Genomic DNA, 16,587 nt, shown 5'->3' on the forward strand with positions numbered 1-16,587 from the left:
ACCCGTGGGGGTCGCGGAGGATATGAGAGTGGGGGCGATGGTTCGCATATTATTGGCCGAAGACGATGAAAGCATGCGCGTCTATCTGGCCCGCGCGCTGGAACGGTCGGGATATGAGGTCGTCGCGGTCTCGACGGGGACAGAGGCGGTGCCGCATATCCGCACCGACCGGTTCGACCTGTTGCTGACCGATATCGTCATGCCGGAAATGGACGGCATCGAACTGGCCCAGCATGCCGCATCAGTGGCACCGGACATGCGAATCATGTTCATCACCGGTTTTGCCGCCGTCACCTTGCGCGCGGGCAAGGCTGTGCCGCAGGCCAAGGTCTTGTCCAAGCCCTTCCACCTGCGCGACCTAGTGCTGGAGGTCGAGCGGATGTTCAGCAGCGAGAGCCTGACCGGGCTGACGTGATCCTCTAGTCGGGGACGACTTCTTCCATGTCGGGCGTGGGATCGAGCGCGATCCCGGCCATCGCGGCATTGAACCGCTCGCGGTCCAACCCCTTTTCCCACGCCGAAACCACGACGGTCGCCACGGCATTGCCGATGAAGTTGGTGAGACTACGGCATTCGCTCATGAAGCGATCGACACCCAGGATCAGCGTCATGCCCGCGACCGGCACCGTCGGCACGATCGACAGCGTTGCCGCCAATGTGATGAAGCCCGCCCCGGTTACCCCAGCAGCGCCCTTGGACGAGATCATCGCCACCAACAGCAGCAATATCTGCTGCTCCAGGCTGATATCGACATTGCAGGCCTGCGCGATGAACAGCGCCGCAAGCGTCATGTAGATATTGGTGCCGTCGAGGTTGAAGCTGTATCCCGTCGGCACGACCAGACCCACCACCGACTTGCGGCACCCGGCCCGCTCCATTTTCTCGATGAGGCTGGGCAAGGCCGCCTCGGACGAGGATGTCCCAAGGACCAGGAGAAGTTCCGCCTTCAGATAGCGGATCAGGTGAAGGATGTTGAATCCCACCGCCCAGCACACGCCACCCAGAACCACCAACACGAACAACAGCGACGTCAGATAGAAGGTCGCGACCAGGCCGGCCAGGTTGGCGAGCGTGCCGACCCCATATTCGCCGATGGTGAAGGCCATAGCGCCGAACGCCCCGATCGGTGCGGCTTTCATCAGGATCGATACCAGCTTGAACACCGCATGGCTGGCGGATTCGAGCACGGTCATCAGCGGCGCAGCCTTGTCGCCGATCAGAGTTAGCGCGATGCCGAACAGGATCGCCACGAACAGCACCTGCAGGATGTTGCCGTCCGCCACCGCCGACACCATGGTCGCCGGAATGATGTTCATCAGGAAGCCGGTCAGGCTGCTCTCATGCGCCTTGTGCGCATAGTCGGCGACCTGATTAGCATCGAGTGACGCCGGATCGATGTTCAGCCCAGCGCCGGGTTGCACGACATTGGCGACGATTAGGCCGACGACGAGCGCCAGTGTCGAAAATGTCAGGAAATAGCCAAAGGCTTTGGCCGCGACCCGGCCGATCGCACCCAGTTCCTTCATGCCCGCAATGCCGGTCACGATGGTCAGGAAGATCACCGGCGCGATGATCATCTTCACCAGCTTGATGAAGGCCTCGCCCAAGGGCTTGAGCTGGACCCCGGCGTCAGGAAAGAAATGGCCGATCGTCACACCCAGCGCGATGGCGATCAGCACCTGGACATAAAGCTGCCGGTACCAGGGCAGGCGCGGCGTCGTCTGAATTGGCGAGGATGGCGATGGCAGCATAAGTCTTGGCGTCCCCCTGTTTGCGCCGCAGCATATGGGCCACCCCTGCGCTGTCCAGAAGAATATCAGGGTCGGGCATTTTCCTGCTTGCACCATCCGATTCGCCCGGCTAAAGGCCCAACTCCCGTGGGCGTGTAGCTCAGTGGTAGAGCACTGTGTTGACATCGCAGGGGTCGCAAGTTCAATCCTTGCCACGCCCACCATGACAAAGCCCGTCACCTGTTTTCAGGTGGCGGGCTTTCTCTTTTGCGGTGCCGCTGCCGCCGGGCTATGGGCGGTGCGGCATGGGCAAGGGGCGAATAGAGATGGCAGGCTGCGAGATCGTTTCGGGCAAGCGCCTGCTGTTCGTGATGGCGGCGGAAGCGGAATATGGGCCACATCTGCGTAGCCGGTTCACGCCACTGATGACGGGCGTAGGGCCGGTCGAAGCGGCCCTGGCGACGGGGATCGCCCTTCAGGATATGGCGCGCCATAATGCGCTTCCCGATCTGGTCGTCTGCCTCGGTTCGGCCGGTTCACGCCTCTGTGGCTTGGGGGAGGTGGTGCAGGTCGCCAGCGTCTCCTGGCGTGACATGGACGCCTCGCGCCTGGGCTTTACCAAAGGCGTGACGCCCTTTGTCGATCATCCCGTTGATGTCCCGCTGGCAACGCCGCTGGCGATGCCCACTGCGCGGCTCTCGACCGGCGCGAATATCGTCGGGGGTGAGGAATATGCCGCGATCGACGCCGATATGGTCGATATGGAGACCTTTGCGGTGGCGCGGGCGTGCGCCCGCTTTGCCTTGCCGCTGATGGGCTTGCGCGGCATTTCCGATGGACCGGGCGAACTCGCCCATATCCATGGCTGGATGGAATTGCTGGGATTGCTGGACGAACGACTTGCTACAGCGGTGGACCTGCTGCCGGAGGCCCTCGCGAAAGGTCTTTAGTCGCCGTCGAACGCGATGATCGCCTGTGCGGCGACGCCGTCGGCTTCCAGGGCCGCCATGCCACCAAGATCAGGCAGGTCGATCGCGAACAGAGCCATCAACACGCTTGCCCCCTGCTCGCGCAGCAATTGCGCAGCGGCGAGCGCCGTACCACCCGTAGCGATCAGATCATCGACCAGCACAACGCGCGTGTCCGCTGGAACCTGCCCTTCATGCAGCTCCAGACGATCCGTGCCATATTCCAGCACATAATCGATGCCGACGGTCTTGCCCGGCAGCTTGCCCGCCTTACGCACGGGCACGAAGCCCTTGCCCAATGCCAGGGCGAGCGCTGCGCCCAGAATGAAGCCGCGCGCTTCGATGCCGACGATCAGGTCAGGATCGAGCGGCCGCGCGATCGACGCCATGCGCTCGACCAGTTCCGCCAGCCCTGCGCCATCCGCCAACAAGGTCGTGACATCACGAAACTGGATGCCGGGTTTGGGAAAATCGGGGATCGTGCGGACGAGGCCCGCCAGCGTGTCGATGCTCATGCCGTCTCCATAAGGAAAGAGGGCGCGGTTCCCAGATGAAACCGCGCCCTCTTCATAATCCTTGTCCTTGCGGACCAGCCCGTCAGGCCGCCTTCTTCTTATCCGCCCAGATATTCTGGTAGGACATATAGGCAAGCCCTGTGGCGATCAGCAGGAAGATGATCGTCGCCAGACCCGCACGGCGGCGGTTTTCCAGCTTGGGTTCGGCGGTCCAGGTCAGGAAGGCCGAAACATCCTTCGCCATCTGGTCCACCGTCGGCTTGGTGCCGTCGCTATAGGTCACCTGGCCTTCGGCCGTCAGCGGCGGCGCCATGGCAAGGTTCAGGTTCGCGAAATAGGGGTTGTAGTGCAGCCCTTCGGGCGTCTTGGAGTCCGGGAACTCCTTGAGCAGCGCGGCGGGTTGCGCCTGATAGCCCGTCAGCAGCGAATAGACATAGGCGCTGCCATGGTGGCGAGCCTTGGTCATCAGCGACAGGTCTGGCGGGATCGCATTATTGTTCGCCGCCGCCGCCGCGACATTGTTCGCGAAGGGCTTGGGGAAATAGTCCGCCGGCATCGGCTCACGGGTCGATGCTTCGCCCGTTGCCGGATCGACCGAGGGAGCCTTGATCGCCCACTGCTTGGCGATCGCCTTCACTTCGGCTTCGTTATAGCCAAGCGCTTCGAGATCGCGGAACGCCACGAACTTGAGGCTGTGGCAGGCCGAGCAGACTTCCTTGTAGACTTGGAAGCCGCGCTGCAGCTGCTGCTTGTCATAGCCACCAAGCGGTCCATCGAACGAGAAGGCCACATGCTTGGGAAGCTCGTGAAACGCCTTTTCCACAGTGGGTACTGGTGGTTCGGAGACATAAGCCACCGCCCCCATGAGGAAGGAGACCAGCAGCCAGCCCGCGAAGAAGAGGCCGACGAGAAATGCGCCGATGCGTACCATGTTACGTCTACCCCTTATTCGGCCGGGACCGCGACGGTTGCGCCGTCGGTCTTGCCATATTTCGCCAGCACGGCCTCGGTGATCGAACCGGGCAGCGGCAGCGGCTTTTCAAAGCGCGAGATCAGCGGAAGGATGATCAGGAAGTGCGCGAAATAATAGGCCGACGCGACCTGCGAGATCATCACGAAAGGCTCTTCCGCCGGCGCACCGCCGCAATAGCCCAGGATCAACACGTCGAGGATCAGTATCCAGAAAAACTTGTTGAAGGTGGGCCGATACTTGCCCGACCGCACCGGCGAGGTGTCGAGCCAGGGCAGGAAGAAAAGCAGCAGGATCGACGCGAACATTGCCAACACGCCCAGCAGCTTGGCGGGGACGAAGAAGAAGTCCACGGTGAAGGCGCGCAGGATGGCGTAGAAGGGCCAGAAATACCATTCCGGCACGATATGCGCGGGCGTCGAGAGCGGGTTCGCCTCGATATAGTTGTCCGGGTGACCCAGGAAGTTGGGTGCGAAGAACAGCAGGGTGCAGAAGGCGATCAGGAAGATGCCCGCGCCGAAGCCGTCCTTGGCCGTGTAATAGGGATGGAACGGCACAGTGTCCTGCGGCCCCTTCACTTCCACGCCGGTCGGGTTCGAGGAACCCGGAATATGCAGCGCCCAGATATGCAGGATGATGACACCGGCAATCACGAACGGCAGCAGGAAGTGCAGCGAGAAGAAGCGGTTGAGCGAGGCGTTGCCAGGCGCAAAGCCGCCCAGCAGCCAGGTCTGAATCGGCTCGCCCACAACGGGGATCGCGCCGAACAGGCCGGTGATCACCTTCGCGCCCCAATAGGACATCTGACCCCAGGGCAGCACATAGCCCATGAAAGCGGTCGCCATCATCAGCAGGAAGATGACGAGGCCAAGCAGCCATACCATCTCGCGAGGCGCCTTGTAGGAGCCGAAATAGAGGCCGCGGAAGATGTGGAGATAGACGACGATGAAGAAGAAGCTGGCCCCGTTGGCGTGGGCATAGCGCATCAGCCAGCCCGCATTGACGTCGCGCATCGTCTGTTCGACGGTGCTGAACGCCACCAGGTCATTGGCACCATAATGCATCGCCAGGACGACGCCGGTGATGATCTGGATCATCAAAGCGAGGCCGGCCAGGACGCCGAAGTTCCAGAAATAGTTGAGGTTGCGCGGCACGGGATAGCCCGCACCCACGGCGTTGTAGGCGAGACGCGGAAGCGGGAGCTTCTCGTCGATCCACACCATCACCGGATTTTTCGGCGTATATTGCTCAGCCCAGGGAAAGCTCATCGTTTCTTACCTCAGCCTACGAGAATGGCGGTGTCGGAAGTGAAGCTGAACTTCGGCACTTCCAGGTTGGTCGGCGCAGGGCCTTTGCGGATGCGCGCGGCGGTGTCGTAGGACGAACCATGGCAGGGGCAGAAATAGCCGCCATATTCGCCCTTATTCTCGCCTTCGCCAGCGCCCAGCGGCACGCAGCCCAGATGGGTGCAGACACCCATGGTCACCAGCCACTGCTTCTTGCCATCGACGGTGCGCTCTTCGAGCGTCTGCGGATCGCGCAGCGTGGAAGGATCGACCTTGTCGGCTTCGGCGATTTCCTTTTCCGTCAGCTGGCGCACGAACAGCGGCTGGCTGCGGAATGTCGTCTTGATCGCCTGACCCGGCTGGATCGCCGAGAGGTCGACTTCCGTCGATGCCATCGCCAGCACGTCCGCGCTGGGGTTCATCTGGTCGATCAGCGGCAGCACGACGGCAACCGCGCCCACGCCTGCAAAACTCACCGCAGCGATATTGATGAAGTCGCGACGGCGGACCCCATCTTCGCCGGGTAGACCCGTGCTGTCTGTATGTTCAACGCTGGCCATGCACCTCAACCCTTGCAAGAACGTCCCTGGTCCCGCCGCAATGCCGTGAACGGCCCTGTTTATCAAGGGTGATGGGTAACCATATGATATGGCCCCCGCCGTCCCCCCGGCGTGGTTCGCGGGCCTGATAACCCCAGTGCGCGCTCTTTGCCAACAGCAAAGTCACGCAAGCTATGACAATTTGCCGCAGTGCATTATGGGCACTCCCATGCGTATCGCCCTTTATCAGCCCGAAATCGCCGGCAATGTCGGTGCCATCCTGCGTCTGGCAGCCTGTTTCGCCGTGCCCGTGGACATCATCATGCCGACCGGATTCGCCTTTTCCGATGCCCGCCTGAAACGCGCGGCGATGGACTATGGTGCAGCGGCGGAGGTCGTGCGGCACGCCAATTTCGACGCCTTCGATGCGGATCGGCGCGCCAACGGCCGCCGCCTGCTGCTGATGAGCAGCCATGCCTCGCAGCGGCTGCCCGACGTTGCATTTCGCGGTGACGATGTGTTGCTGATGGGGTCCGAAAGCGCAGGCGTCCCCGATGCCGTGCGGGATATGGCCGATATCCGGGTGCGGATTCCCATGGCACCGGGCTTTCGATCCTTGAACATCGCCGTTTCCACGGGCATCGCCGTCGCCGAAGCCCTGCGCCAGACCGGAAAGTTCCCGCAATGACCCCCGCTCCTACGCCTATCGTTCCCTTCACCCTCGATTCCCGCCAGCAGGCCGCCCGCGCCTGGTTCGAATCGCTCCGGGACCGCATCTGCGCCGCGTTCGAAGCGATCGAGCGGGAGGCGGGCAGCGACGCCAGCTTCGCCTACACCCCCTGGGACCGCGAGGCCGAGGATCAGGCACCGGGCGAAGGCGGCGGTGGCGTGCGTGGCGTGATGAAGGGCAAGGTTTTCGAGAAGGTCGGGGTCAATATCTCGACCGTGGGTGGCGAGTTCGCCCCTGGCTTTGCGCAGAGCATCCATGGCGCGGCGGAGAATCCAGCCTTTTTCGCCACCGGAATCAGCCTGGTCGCGCATATGGCCAATCCGCATGTGCCCGCCGTGCATATGAATACACGCTATCTGGTGACGACCAAAAGCTGGTTCGGCGGCGGGGCAGACCTTAACCCGCCGCTGCCGCGTGCAGAAGACACAGAATTTTTCCATGAGGTGCTCAAGGCCGCGTGCGACGCGAATGACCCGGATCATTATCCCCGGTTCAAGGAATGGGCGGACGAGTATTTCTTCATTCCCCATCGCGGCGTCCATCGCGGGGTCGGCGGCATTTTCTACGATCATCTCGAATGTGCCGACGATGCGGCGTTCGACGCGAATTTCGCCTTCACCCGCGCAGTCGGCGATGCCTTCCTTGATGCCTATCCGCCGATCGTGCGGCGGCGCATGGACGAGGCCTGGACCGAGGCGGACTATGCCACGATGCTAGAATGGCGGGGCCGCTATGCCGAATTCAATCTGGTGCATGATCGTGGCACGCTGTTCGGCCTCAAGACCGGCGGCAATATCGATGCCATCCTGATGAGCCTGCCGCCGATGGCGAGCTGGAGCTGACGCCATGGCGCTGATCGCCGTCGATCCGGCCATGGTGGCGGCGATCGTCACCCATTTGGAGATGCGGCAAAAGCCGCGCCCTGCGCCGATCCCGCCCTCGCCCTTGCGACTCGTGCGATGGAAGGTGCCCAAGCTCGACAGCTATCGCGCGCTGTTCCGCCGGGTGGGAGAGCCATGGCTTTGGTTTTCGCGGCTGGTGATGAAGGACGAATCGCTTGCCGCGATCCTTCATGACCCGGCGGTCGAGGTCTATGCCGTCACTGACCCGCGCGGGATCGAGGTCGGATTGCTGGAGCTGGATTTCCGCTCGATGCCCGATTGCGAACTGGGCTTTTTCGGGCTGGTGCCGCAACTGAACGGCAAGGGCCATGGGCAATGGCTGATGGCGCAGGCCAAGGCGCTCGCCTGGCGCAAGGGCGTCGACCGTCTATGGGTCCACACCTGCACGCTCGACAATCCAGCGGCGCTTGGCTTTTATATCAAGGCCGGGTTCGTCGCCTATCGCCGCGAAATCGAGACATTTGCCGACCCACGCCTCGTCGGGATATTGCCGCGCGACGCAGCGCCCCATGTACCGCTGCTGGATCAGCCAGCGGTCGCCTGACGATAAAGGCGCGCGAGCATCACCAGCATATAGACCTGGATCACCGTGGAGACGATCGCCCCGGCAATCCCGCCAGCCAGCCGCGCGCCATCTGCCCCGGCGAGCAAGCCGCCCAACAAACCGAAAATCGACTGCGCCGCCGAGGCGACGATGGCGGACAGCAAGGTCAGGATGAGGATGAAGGCCAGCAGCCGCCAGAAATGCCCGCGCGTAAGCGCCCAGGCGCGGCGGAGCGATTCCTTGACGCCTGCGCCACTATCCAGAACGACCGGATTGAGCAGCATCAGCCGTACGCTGGCGAACAGCGCGATGCCGACCATGACGAAGCCGAGCAAAAGCCCAAGCGAGGCACCGGCCGCCTTCGATGCCAGCGAAACGATCACCGCCACAAGGATGATCGTCATCAGCAGGCCGAACAATGCGCCCAGCACCACCAGCGCGGTGCCAAGCAGCACGGGCAGGCGGTTCAGGCTGAGCCGCAGCGCCTCCCCCACCGAAATGCCGGGGCGCAGCGCCAGCGCAAACAGGCTAAGCGATCCGAACCAGATCAGGACAATGGCGATCATGAGGCCAATGCCATAACTGGCCGGGACATCGGGCATCGTGTCCATCTTGGGCGCGAGCGACCAGGCGGCCAGTTCCGGTGGCGTCATTTCCTGAAGGATGAGGCCGGGCAGCGCCACGAATAGCAGCGCGACGGGAAACAGCAATGTGGCTTCGCGGGCGACAAAGGCCACCGCTTCCTGCCAAGCCTTGCCGATCGACATTGTCGCCATATCTTGTAACGCCTGACCTGTTCCCGAAAATATCGCGGAGACTTGATCGCTCGCAGTCTCCAAGTCAAGGAAGCGTCATGACGGCCCCCCTTCCCTTCCCCGACAGCGTCGATTGGCGCACCGAAACCGCGCCTGTCGATTATCCAACGGCGCTAGCCGAGATGGAGGCGCGCGCCGCTGCGATCCATGGCGGAGAGGCGCGCGAACGGGTGTGGCTGCTGGAACATGCACCGCTGTACACCGCCGGAACCAGCGCAGACCCGGCGGAACTGATCGACGCGCGCTTTCCGGTCTATGATGCAGGGCGCGGCGGCCGCTATACCTATCATGGGCCGGGGCAGCGGATCGGCTATCTCAACATCAACCTCGGCGAGCGCGGCAAGGATGTCCGCAATTTCGTGCATCATCTCGAAGGCTGGATGATCGCGGCGCTTGGCGATCTGGGCATCGCGGCGCGGCGGGCGGAGGGACGGATCGGCATCTGGACCGATGATGCGCAAGGGCGGGAGGCCAAGATCGGCGCGCTGGGCATCCGGGTACGCCGCTGGGTGACGCTCCATGGCTTCGCGATCAATGTCGATCCTGACCTCAGCCATTTTACCGGCATCGTGCCATGCGGGATCAGCGACTATCCCGTGACCAGCATCGCAGCGCTAGGGGGCGACGCTTCCATGACCGCGCTCGACTCCGCGCTCAAGGCGCATTTCCCTGCCTTTCTCAACCGCTTGTCGCGGTGCGGCACGGGACTTGAGCAATGCGAAGCCGGTCGCTAGGGTCACGCCTTTCGCCGGGCGGGGGATTGCCGGGCATCGATGATCGCAAGGAGACCCGGATGCGCCGCCACATACTTGTCGCCATGACCCTGTCGCTGCTGCCGCTGGCTGCTTGCGGTGGCGCGGACAAGACCGAGACCAAGGTCGAGATGAAGGACATGGAAGTTGTCGATGGCACCACCAGCGACGCCATGACTGACCTGGACGGAGTGCAGAGCGAAGGCACGGCGATCGCCCCACCCGGCAACGCGGCCGCCAATACCAGCAGCGCGGCACAACCCGCCGCCGAACCGGCCGGGGCGGAAGCGGAAGTCCTCTCCGACCAATAGGACTGGCGCAATCATTCAGCCCTGATACAGTCGGCTTAGACACATATTCGGGCGATGCCGATGCATCGCACCCGTTCGTAAAAGGCCTTTATTGCATGACGTTCCGTACCGCGCTGACTGGCCTTGCCCTGGCCGTTGCGCCGATGCTGGCGCAACCCGCCGCCGCACAATTTTTCTGGTCACCACCTGATCTGTCCGCCCCCCCCTTGACCGATTCGGCCGCCGCTACCGCGCTTGGCCTGCCGGGGGCTACGGAGGCGGAGATTAAGGCCGGGCTGGTGTGGAACCTGCGCGCAGCGCTCAATGTCGCGGCACTCCAGTGCCAGTTCGAACCCACGTTGCTTGCGATCGGCAACTATAACGCGATGATCGCGCATCATGACGCCGAACTGGATGCGGCGCAGGCCGGTATATTGAGCTATTTCCAGCGCACCGTGGGCAAGGGACGGCCGGGGCAGGCCGCTTCCGACCAATATGGCACGCGCATCTATTCGGGCTATTCGACGGTACAGGCACAAAAGGGCTTTTGCCTGGCGACGGCCGAGGTCGGGCGCAAGGCGATCTTCGCCGATCGGGGCACGTTGCATGAGGTAGCGCGCAGCGGTCTGGCTTCGATCAAGAAGTCGTTGGTTGCCGCGGGCGAGCAATATTATGGCACGCCGGGCTATGATTATGTGACCGCCCTGCCCTCCTTCGATCCCAAATGCTGGAAGAAGGGCGTGCTGCAACCCGTCTGCCATCAGGCGTGGAACGACAAGATCGGCGTCGGCAAGCCCTAAGGATGGATCAGCGCAGGCCCAGATATTTATGGGCCTGCACCGTCAAGCGCCAGCGCGGTCGATCCATGACCAGTGCGATACAGGCGCGGGCATTATCTTGGGCCTGGGGATCATCGAGCGGCTGGAGCAGATGATGGGTGAAGGCCCAATGCTCCATCGCCGCGACATCGGCGACGCTGTGCCCGCCGCCCGGCTGCGGCCAGACGAGCTTCAATTCATCGCCTGACGTCTGCACGACCTCGCTGCCTGCCTTGGGGCTGATGCAGACCCAGTCGATCGCGGGATGGGCGGGCAGCGTGCCATTGCTCTCGATCGCGATCATGAAGCCGCGCGCGTGGAGCGCATCGACCAGCGCATCGTCCACCTGCAACATCGGCTCGCCGCCGGTCAGGACGATATAGTGACCCGCCTCGACCGTGCCCCAAAAGGCCAGTGCGGCATCAGCCAGCGCATCGGCATCGGCGAATTTACCGCCACCATCGCCATCGGTGCCGACGAAATCCGTATCGCAAAAGCGGCAGATGGCGCTCGCCCGGTCCTGCTCGCGCCCGGTCCACAAATTGCATCCGGCAAAGCGCAGGAACACCGCGCGCCGCCCGGCCTGCACCCCTTCGCCCTGGAGCGTGAGGAACATTTCCTTGACCGCATAGCTCATCGTGCGCGCTTTCAGGGCCGCGCGGCGTAGAGGGTGGGATCGGGCAGGCCCGCTTCCTGATACCCCTTTGACCGCAGGCGGCAACTGTCGCACAGGCCGCAATGTTTACCGTCCGGCGTCGGGTCATAGCAGGACCAACTGATCCCGGTATCGAGCCCCAGCCGGTCGGCCTCCCGCACGATGTCGGCCTTGCTCATATATTGCAGCGGCGTCTTGATGCGGATCGGGTGACCTTCCACCCCTGCCTTGGTCGCGAGCGCCGCCATCGTCTGGAAGGCGTCGATGAACTCAGGGCGGCAATCGGGATAGCCCGAATAATCCAGTGCATTGACACCGATGAAGATGTCGCTGGCGCCTGCGACTTCGGCCAGCCCCAGGGTGAGCGACAGGAAGATGGTGTTGCGCGCCGGGACATAGGTGATGGGGATGTCGCCACCGACGCCGCTTTTGGGCACGGCGATGTCGGCGGTCAGCGCCGATCCGCCGAAGGCTGTCAGATCAAGCGGCAGGACGATGTGACGCATCGCGTTCAAGGACTTCGCGACGCGCGACGCAGCCTGCAGTTCCACGCGATGCCGCTGGTTATAGTCGATCGACAAGGCGAGCAGACGATAGCCCGCCTCGCGCGCCAATGCGCCCGCGACCATCGAATCCAGTCCGCCCGAAAGCAGGACGACGGCGAATTTTCCTTGATTGGCAACCATGGTTTCGCGCTACTGCCCCAATCGCGCCAGCGCAAGCATGGCGCTGCGCTTAGCGGCAGGCGCCAATGCGGCGCCCCTCCGCCACGAAGACGAAGGGCGCGCCATCGGCCACACCTTGCGAGCTGATCTGTATCAGCCGCGCGGTTTCGACGCGCAGGTCGGTGCGGCCATTGCCCGCCGCCGCGCAATCATAGGTGATGCTGGCGGCCTGGGCTTCATCGCTCACCACGAAGCTGCGGCAGGAGGCGCGGGCATGGCGTATCTGCAGCAATTGGCGCACGTCCGATACGCACAGCTTGCGGGTCTCCGCACCTTTGCCCCGGCCGCGCAATTCCCATTCGCCCGGTTCCAGCTTCTGGAGCGCCGCGAGCTTTGGCGCATCAGCCGCCCCAGCCCAGCTTGCTGCCGTCATCGCCGCCGCCACTGCGAGCGCGCGCCAAACCGCCTTTCCCATGATCTATATTCCCATCAAGGGTCACGCGCCATCTGGGCCGCAACCATCCCTGTCCGCCATGCCGTAGGATTACGGCATTTTGATAGCGCGAACCGGCTGCGCTGCCCAAATTACAAATATCGTTAGCGTAACGACGCCGCGTCAGGCGAAGCTGTCGACCCGAAGCGGAAAGAGCCGCGAGCAGAAAGCGCAATCGACGCCGATAATGCCCTGCTCGTCGGCCATTTCCGCCCGGTCATCGGGCGAGAAGCGGCCGATGACGTCGCGGATATGCGACAGGTCGCAGCGACATCCCTTGGCCAGCGGCGTGGGATCGGTTGCGCGCACTTCCTCTTCCTCATGGAACAGCCGCCAGACGATATCGCTCAAGGGGAGCGACGTGTCCGTCAGTTCCTCCTCCTTGAGCGTCACCGCGAGCGCCTGCACATGCTCCCATTCGGGGTGATCATGGCGGACATGCAGCCGTTCGCGGCCGACTTCGCCTTCGGGCAGATGCTGGAGCAACAGCCCGGCGGCGTAGCAGCCCTCACCGGGTTCGTGCCGGGTAGCGATGCGGATCACGCTGGGGATTTGTTCGGACTGGAAGAAATAATGTTCGGCCGCTGCGCCCAGCGATTCGCCGTCCAGCGGCACGATGCCCTGATAGCGTTCGCCGGTAACGGACTGGTCGAAGGTAATAGCGAGATAGCCCTTGCCGAACAGGCCGAACAGGGTCGGGTCGGGGCCAAGTTCTGCGAGCCGGTCGGCATCGAATTTGGCATAGCCGCGCAAATCGCCATTCTTATAGTCGGCGACCAGCAGGCGGACGACGCCATGTTCGGTCTGCGCCTGCATCGTCAATTGCCCGTCGGCCTGCTTGAGCGTCGCGCCGAGCAGCGCCGCCAGCACCAGCGCCGACGCCAGCAGCCGCTCGATCGCCGGGGGATAGGCATGGGCGGCCAACACCTCATCCAGTACAGGCCCAAGCCGCACGAGGCGACCGCGCGCGTGGCGCGAGGCTATGGTGAAGCCGATGGCATGGTCGACATGGGGGGCGATAGTCACATCAAGGCTCCGGTGATCCCGCAGGCGATGGCGCGGGGCGTAAGGCCGCATCGGACGATGCGGGCGAGCCGCCTAGATAGGAAGCCCGCCCGTAAACTCAACCAAGATGCCCCAAGGCCCAGAGCAGCACCGATTTCTGGGCATGAATGCGGTTTTCCGCCTCGTCCCAAATCAGCGATTGCGGGCCGTCGATGACGTCGGCGGTCACTTCCTCGCCGCGATGCGCGGGCAGGCAATGGAGGAATTTGGCCTGCGGCTTCGCGCCCGTCATCAGCGCGGGTGTCACTTGATAGGGCATCATCGCGGCCAGCTTTTCCTCGGCATGGGCCTGCCCCATCGAGATCCAGGTGTCGGTTACGACGATGTCCGCGCCGGCGACCGCCTCTCCCGCATCGCGGGTCAGGCTGATGCGCGCGCCCTGCGCCTGCGCCGCCGCCGCGAAAGAGGCGTCGGGTTCATAGCCCTCCGGCACGGCGACGCGCACGTCGAACTTGAGCAGCCCCGCCGCCTCGATGATCGAGTGCAGCACATTATTGCCATCGCCAAGCCACGCCCATTGGCTGCCGGGCAAGGCCACGCCATGTTCGACCACGGTGAGCAGGTCGGCGACGGTCTGGCAAGGGTGCGACAGGTCGGTCAGGCCGTTGATGACCGGGACGGTCGCATAATGCGCCATTTCCTCGATCTTGGCATGATCGTCGGTGCGGATCATGATGGCGTCGCACATGCGCGACAGGACGCGCGCGGTGTCGGCGATCGTCTCACCACGGCCGAGCTGCGTCGTGGCCGAATCGAGGATCAGCGACGTGCCGCCCAGTTGGCGGATCGCCATGTCGAAGGATACGCGGGTACGGGTCGAATTCTTCTCGAAGATCATCGCCAGCGTGTGACCGGCCAGTGGCGCATCGGCATCGACGCGCCCCTTGGGCCAGGACGCTCGTGCGGCCTTCCGGTCGATGGCGTTCGCGATCATCGCGGCAATGGCGTCGCCGCCTGCGTCGGAGAGATTCAGAAAATGCTTGGTCATATTAACTACCCATCAGCCGTTCGGGCTGAGCCTGTCGAAGCCCTGCACCTTCCTAAAAGACAAGTGCAGCCCTTCGACAAGCTCAGGGCGAACGGAGGTCAGTCTTAAGCCGCCTTGGCTTCAACAAATGTCCGCGCACCGGCGGAGATTTTCTCGATGGCTTCGGCGATGTGGCTTTCCTCAATGACGAGGGGCGGCAGGATGCGCAGCACATTCTGCCCGGCCGACACGGTCAGCAGGCCATGATGGTCGCGAAGATGCCCCACGAAGCTGCGGGCGTCGTGGCTGTCCTTGAGCTTCACGCCCAGCATCAGCCCCATGCCGCGCACATCCTCGAACATGTCGTCATGATTGGGGATGAGTTGTTCCAGCGCGGCGCGCAGACGTGCGCCCATCGCGGTGACATGGTCCAGAAACCCGTCGGTCAGCACTTCCTCGATCACCGTCAGGCCCACTGCCATGGCGAGCGGATTGCCGCCATAGGTGGTGCCATGGGTGCCGAACACCATGCCCTTGGCCGCGTCCTCGGTGGCGAGGCAGGCGCCCAGCGGGAAGCCCGCCCCAATCCCCTTGGCGACCGCCATGATGTCCGGCGTGATGCCGAACTGTTCATGCGCGAAGAAGGTGCCGGTGCGGGCATAGCCGCACTGGACCTCATCCAGAATCAGCAACAGGCCATGCTCGTCGCAGGCCTTGCGCAGGCCGACCAGGAACGCCTTGGTCGCTGGCGTCACACCGCCTTCGCCCTGCACCGGCTCCAGCAGGAAACCGGCGGTGTTGTCATCGATCTGCGCCAGCGCGGCGTCGAGATCGTTGAACGGCACGACGGTAAAGCCGGGCAGCAACGGTTCGAAGCCGTCGCGCATCTTGGGCTGGCTGGTGGCCGAGATCGTCCCCAGCGTCCGCCCGTGAAAGGCATTGTCGAAGCTGATGATCTTATGCCGGTGGGCGTTGCCATTGGCATAATGATAGCGGCGCGCGGTTTTGATCGCGCACTCGACCGCTTCCGCACCCGAATTGGTGAAGAAGACGGTGTCGGCAAATGTGTTGTCGACCAGCTTCTGTGCCAGCTTCTCCCCCAACGGCATGCCGTAGAGGTTCGACACATGCATCAGCGTCGCGGCCTGATCAGCGATCGTCTTGACCAGCTTAGGGTGGCCATGGCCGAGCAGGTTGACCGCGATGCCGCTGGCGAAATCGAGATAGCGTTCGCCGCGTTCACCGATCAGATAACAGCCTTCGCCTCGCACCGGACGGACATCGCACCGGGGGTAAACGGGCATGAGCGGCGTAATCGACATGAGCCTTCCCTTTCTGGCTTGATGCTGCGCGTCCTGGGCGCAGGAGATATAACGCAAAAAGGCGACCCCGCCGGGCCGCCCTCTGCGAGCATCGCCTATACAGGCGGCTTGGAAGGGGTGCAACCCCGCAACCGGGCCAGTCCGATCCTGCTGGCCTTAGCCGATCTGGTTCCAGGCGTCGGCAATCTCCGCGATCATGGCGCGGGCCTGATCGACCGGTTCTGCCACCCGTCCTTTGGCCCCTACCAGCAACAGGCGGCGCGCCTCGCGATAAATTTGTGCGAGACCCAGCGCGACGTCGCCGCCCTTGTCATGGTCCAGGCTCGATTCGAGCGCGAAGAGGATCGACATGGCACGCGCTTGCTTGTCCGACACCTGCATCCGGTCCGCCTGCCGTTCGGCGAGCGCGGCGGCGTCCAGCGCCAACAGCAGCTCGTCGAACAAGATCCTGACCAACGCATGCGGCGTTGCCCCTTCGGTCCGGCTGCCCGAATGCACCGCTGCATAGCGACGCGCGGCGCTGGCCCCTGCATAACCCTGATTGTAGAACATGGTCCCGTT

At 63.4% G+C, this 16,587-nt stretch carries 21 protein-coding genes and 1 tRNA gene; 9 read left to right on the forward strand and 13 right to left on the reverse strand.

The annotated features are described in order from the left end of the window. Positions 1-37 precede the first annotated feature (37 nt). A complete protein-coding gene (gene cpdR, locus OVY48_RS07590) occupies positions 38-415 on the forward strand; it encodes a cell cycle two-component system response regulator CpdR (RefSeq protein ID WP_037476250.1) in 378 nt (125 codons plus the stop codon). Between the two features lie 4 nt (positions 416-419). Here cpdR and OVY48_RS07595 read toward each other — a convergent pair whose 3' ends face one another. Continuing rightward, positions 420-1,751: a dicarboxylate/amino acid:cation symporter gene (locus OVY48_RS07595; protein ID WP_313922378.1), complete on the reverse strand. Its 1,332-nt coding sequence runs from the start codon at positions 1,749-1,751 to the stop codon at positions 420-422. Positions 1,752-1,879: 128 nt separating this feature from the next. Here OVY48_RS07595 and OVY48_RS07600 point away from each other — a divergent pair. Beyond that, positions 1,880-1,954 (forward strand) — tRNA-Val (locus OVY48_RS07600). 102 nt (positions 1,955-2,056) lie between these two features. Further along, positions 2,057-2,680 (forward strand): 5'-methylthioadenosine/S-adenosylhomocysteine nucleosidase, encoded by a 624-nt coding sequence (locus OVY48_RS07605; protein WP_313922379.1) that lies wholly within the window; start codon positions 2,057-2,059, stop codon positions 2,678-2,680. Here the strand turns inward: OVY48_RS07605 and OVY48_RS07610 are convergent. The 4 genes from OVY48_RS07610 to petA form a co-directional block, all read right to left on the reverse strand. Beyond that, on the reverse strand, positions 2,677-3,213 hold the full coding sequence (locus OVY48_RS07610) for an adenine phosphoribosyltransferase (RefSeq protein WP_313922380.1): 537 nt from the start codon (positions 3,211-3,213) through the stop codon (positions 2,677-2,679). The genes OVY48_RS07605 and OVY48_RS07610 overlap by 4 nt on opposite strands. A gap of 82 nt (positions 3,214-3,295) precedes the next feature. Continuing rightward, a complete protein-coding gene (locus OVY48_RS07615; protein ID WP_313922381.1) occupies positions 3,296-4,144 on the reverse strand; it encodes a cytochrome c1 in 849 nt (282 codons plus the stop codon). A 14-nt stretch (positions 4,145-4,158) separates the two neighbouring features. Next, positions 4,159-5,451: a cytochrome b gene (locus OVY48_RS07620; protein WP_037476240.1), complete on the reverse strand. Its 1,293-nt coding sequence runs from the start codon at positions 5,449-5,451 to the stop codon at positions 4,159-4,161. 11 nt (positions 5,452-5,462) lie between these two features. Continuing rightward, positions 5,463-6,029, reverse strand: coding sequence for a ubiquinol-cytochrome c reductase iron-sulfur subunit (petA, locus tag OVY48_RS07625; RefSeq protein ID WP_069065205.1), 567 nt, complete (start codon positions 6,027-6,029; stop codon positions 5,463-5,465). Between the two features lie 196 nt (positions 6,030-6,225). Between petA and OVY48_RS07630 the strand changes: the two genes are divergently transcribed. From OVY48_RS07630 to OVY48_RS07640, 3 genes are read left to right on the forward strand one after another with little or no spacing between them, the layout of a single operon-like run. Next, positions 6,226-6,696, forward strand: a complete 471-nt coding sequence (locus OVY48_RS07630) for a tRNA (cytidine(34)-2'-O)-methyltransferase (RefSeq protein ID WP_313922382.1) — start codon at positions 6,226-6,228, stop codon at positions 6,694-6,696. Continuing rightward, positions 6,693-7,580: an oxygen-dependent coproporphyrinogen oxidase gene (hemF, locus tag OVY48_RS07635; RefSeq protein WP_313922383.1), complete on the forward strand. Its 888-nt coding sequence runs from the start codon at positions 6,693-6,695 to the stop codon at positions 7,578-7,580. Before OVY48_RS07630 ends, hemF begins: the two co-directional genes overlap by 4 nt. Before the next feature lie 4 nt (positions 7,581-7,584). Next, positions 7,585-8,184, forward strand: coding sequence for a GNAT family N-acetyltransferase (locus OVY48_RS07640; RefSeq protein ID WP_313922384.1), 600 nt, complete (start codon positions 7,585-7,587; stop codon positions 8,182-8,184). Here OVY48_RS07640 and OVY48_RS07645 read toward each other — a convergent pair. After that, positions 8,166-8,960 (reverse strand): glycerophosphoryl diester phosphodiesterase membrane domain-containing protein, encoded by a 795-nt coding sequence (locus OVY48_RS07645; protein WP_069065208.1) that lies wholly within the window; start codon positions 8,958-8,960, stop codon positions 8,166-8,168. The two genes, OVY48_RS07640 and OVY48_RS07645, sit on opposite strands and share 19 nt — an antisense overlap. A gap of 77 nt (positions 8,961-9,037) precedes the next feature. On the opposite strand from OVY48_RS07645, the gene lipB reads away from it, so the two are divergent. The 3 genes from lipB to OVY48_RS07660 all read left to right on the forward strand — a co-directional run bounded on the left by lipB (position 9,038) and on the right by OVY48_RS07660 (position 10,841). Then, positions 9,038-9,733 (forward strand): lipoyl(octanoyl) transferase LipB, encoded by a 696-nt coding sequence (gene lipB, locus OVY48_RS07650; RefSeq protein ID WP_313922385.1) that lies wholly within the window; start codon positions 9,038-9,040, stop codon positions 9,731-9,733. A 59-nt stretch (positions 9,734-9,792) separates the two neighbouring features. Continuing rightward, on the forward strand, positions 9,793-10,062 hold the full coding sequence (locus OVY48_RS07655; protein ID WP_313922386.1) for a hypothetical protein: 270 nt from the start codon (positions 9,793-9,795) through the stop codon (positions 10,060-10,062). Between the two features lie 95 nt (positions 10,063-10,157). Continuing rightward, a complete protein-coding gene (locus OVY48_RS07660) occupies positions 10,158-10,841 on the forward strand; it encodes a hypothetical protein (RefSeq protein WP_313922388.1) in 684 nt (227 codons plus the stop codon). Positions 10,842-10,848: 7 nt separating this feature from the next. On the opposite strand, the gene queE is transcribed toward OVY48_RS07660, so the two are convergent. The 7 genes from queE to fliS all read right to left on the reverse strand — a co-directional run bounded on the left by queE (position 10,849) and on the right by fliS (position 16,578). Continuing rightward, positions 10,849-11,496, reverse strand: a complete 648-nt coding sequence (queE, locus tag OVY48_RS07665) for a 7-carboxy-7-deazaguanine synthase (protein WP_313922389.1) — start codon at positions 11,494-11,496, stop codon at positions 10,849-10,851. 11 nt (positions 11,497-11,507) lie between these two features. Beyond that, a complete protein-coding gene (gene queC / locus OVY48_RS07670) occupies positions 11,508-12,200 on the reverse strand; it encodes a 7-cyano-7-deazaguanine synthase QueC (RefSeq protein WP_313922390.1) in 693 nt (230 codons plus the stop codon). A gap of 49 nt (positions 12,201-12,249) precedes the next feature. Further along, positions 12,250-12,654, reverse strand: coding sequence for a hypothetical protein (locus OVY48_RS07675; RefSeq protein ID WP_313922391.1), 405 nt, complete (start codon positions 12,652-12,654; stop codon positions 12,250-12,252). Positions 12,655-12,795: 141 nt separating this feature from the next. Continuing rightward, complete coding sequence (locus OVY48_RS07680) at positions 12,796-13,749, reverse strand: Hsp33 family molecular chaperone HslO (RefSeq protein WP_409593040.1); 954 nt, start codon at positions 13,747-13,749, stop codon at positions 12,796-12,798. 46 nt (positions 13,750-13,795) lie between these two features. Then, positions 13,796-14,725 carry an ornithine carbamoyltransferase gene (argF, locus tag OVY48_RS07685; protein WP_313922393.1) on the reverse strand — a complete coding sequence of 310 codons (930 nt, stop codon included), beginning with the start codon at positions 14,723-14,725 and terminating at the stop codon, positions 13,796-13,798. Between the two features lie 104 nt (positions 14,726-14,829). Beyond that, positions 14,830-16,026, reverse strand: a complete 1,197-nt coding sequence (locus OVY48_RS07690; protein ID WP_096063196.1) for an aspartate aminotransferase family protein — start codon at positions 16,024-16,026, stop codon at positions 14,830-14,832. A 156-nt stretch (positions 16,027-16,182) separates the two neighbouring features. Beyond that, positions 16,183-16,578 carry a flagellar export chaperone FliS gene (fliS, locus tag OVY48_RS07695; protein ID WP_096063197.1) on the reverse strand — a complete coding sequence of 132 codons (396 nt, stop codon included), beginning with the start codon at positions 16,576-16,578 and terminating at the stop codon, positions 16,183-16,185. Positions 16,579-16,587: the final 9 nt, after the last annotated feature.

The sequence above is a fragment of the Sphingobium sp. SA2 genome (assembly GCF_032227065.1).
Taxonomy (GTDB): domain Bacteria; phylum Pseudomonadota; class Alphaproteobacteria; order Sphingomonadales; family Sphingomonadaceae; genus Sphingobium.

Coding starts and splice junctions, on each gene's coding strand:
- cpdR (WP_037476250.1), top strand. CDS start 38: ATGGTTCGCATATTATTGGCCGAAGACGATGAAAGCATGCGCGTCTAT.
- OVY48_RS07595 (WP_313922378.1), bottom strand. CDS start 1,751: ATGCTGCCATCGCCATCCTCGCCAATTCAGACGACGCCGCGCCTGCCC.
- OVY48_RS07605 (WP_313922379.1), top strand. CDS start 2,057: ATGGCAGGCTGCGAGATCGTTTCGGGCAAGCGCCTGCTGTTCGTGATG.
- OVY48_RS07610 (WP_313922380.1), bottom strand. CDS start 3,213: ATGAGCATCGACACGCTGGCGGGCCTCGTCCGCACGATCCCCGATTTT.
- OVY48_RS07615 (WP_313922381.1), bottom strand. CDS start 4,144: ATGGTACGCATCGGCGCATTTCTCGTCGGCCTCTTCTTCGCGGGCTGG.
- OVY48_RS07620 (WP_037476240.1), bottom strand. CDS start 5,451: ATGAGCTTTCCCTGGGCTGAGCAATATACGCCGAAAAATCCGGTGATG.
- petA (WP_069065205.1), bottom strand. CDS start 6,029: ATGGCCAGCGTTGAACATACAGACAGCACGGGTCTACCCGGCGAAGAT.
- OVY48_RS07630 (WP_313922382.1), top strand. CDS start 6,226: ATGGGCACTCCCATGCGTATCGCCCTTTATCAGCCCGAAATCGCCGGC.
- hemF (WP_313922383.1), top strand. CDS start 6,693: ATGACCCCCGCTCCTACGCCTATCGTTCCCTTCACCCTCGATTCCCGC.
- OVY48_RS07640 (WP_313922384.1), top strand. CDS start 7,585: ATGGCGCTGATCGCCGTCGATCCGGCCATGGTGGCGGCGATCGTCACC.
- OVY48_RS07645 (WP_069065208.1), bottom strand. CDS start 8,960: ATGGCGACAATGTCGATCGGCAAGGCTTGGCAGGAAGCGGTGGCCTTT.
- lipB (WP_313922385.1), top strand. CDS start 9,038: ATGACGGCCCCCCTTCCCTTCCCCGACAGCGTCGATTGGCGCACCGAA.
- OVY48_RS07655 (WP_313922386.1), top strand. CDS start 9,793: ATGCGCCGCCACATACTTGTCGCCATGACCCTGTCGCTGCTGCCGCTG.
- OVY48_RS07660 (WP_313922388.1), top strand. CDS start 10,158: ATGACGTTCCGTACCGCGCTGACTGGCCTTGCCCTGGCCGTTGCGCCG.
- queE (WP_313922389.1), bottom strand. CDS start 11,496: ATGAGCTATGCGGTCAAGGAAATGTTCCTCACGCTCCAGGGCGAAGGG.
- queC (WP_313922390.1), bottom strand. CDS start 12,200: ATGGTTGCCAATCAAGGAAAATTCGCCGTCGTCCTGCTTTCGGGCGGA.
- OVY48_RS07675 (WP_313922391.1), bottom strand. CDS start 12,654: ATGGGAAAGGCGGTTTGGCGCGCGCTCGCAGTGGCGGCGGCGATGACG.
- OVY48_RS07680 (WP_409593040.1), bottom strand. CDS start 13,749: ATGCGGCCTTACGCCCCGCGCCATCGCCTGCGGGATCACCGGAGCCTT.
- argF (WP_313922393.1), bottom strand. CDS start 14,725: ATGACCAAGCATTTTCTGAATCTCTCCGACGCAGGCGGCGACGCCATT.
- OVY48_RS07690 (WP_096063196.1), bottom strand. CDS start 16,026: ATGTCGATTACGCCGCTCATGCCCGTTTACCCCCGGTGCGATGTCCGT.
- fliS (WP_096063197.1), bottom strand. CDS start 16,578: ATGTTCTACAATCAGGGTTATGCAGGGGCCAGCGCCGCGCGTCGCTAT.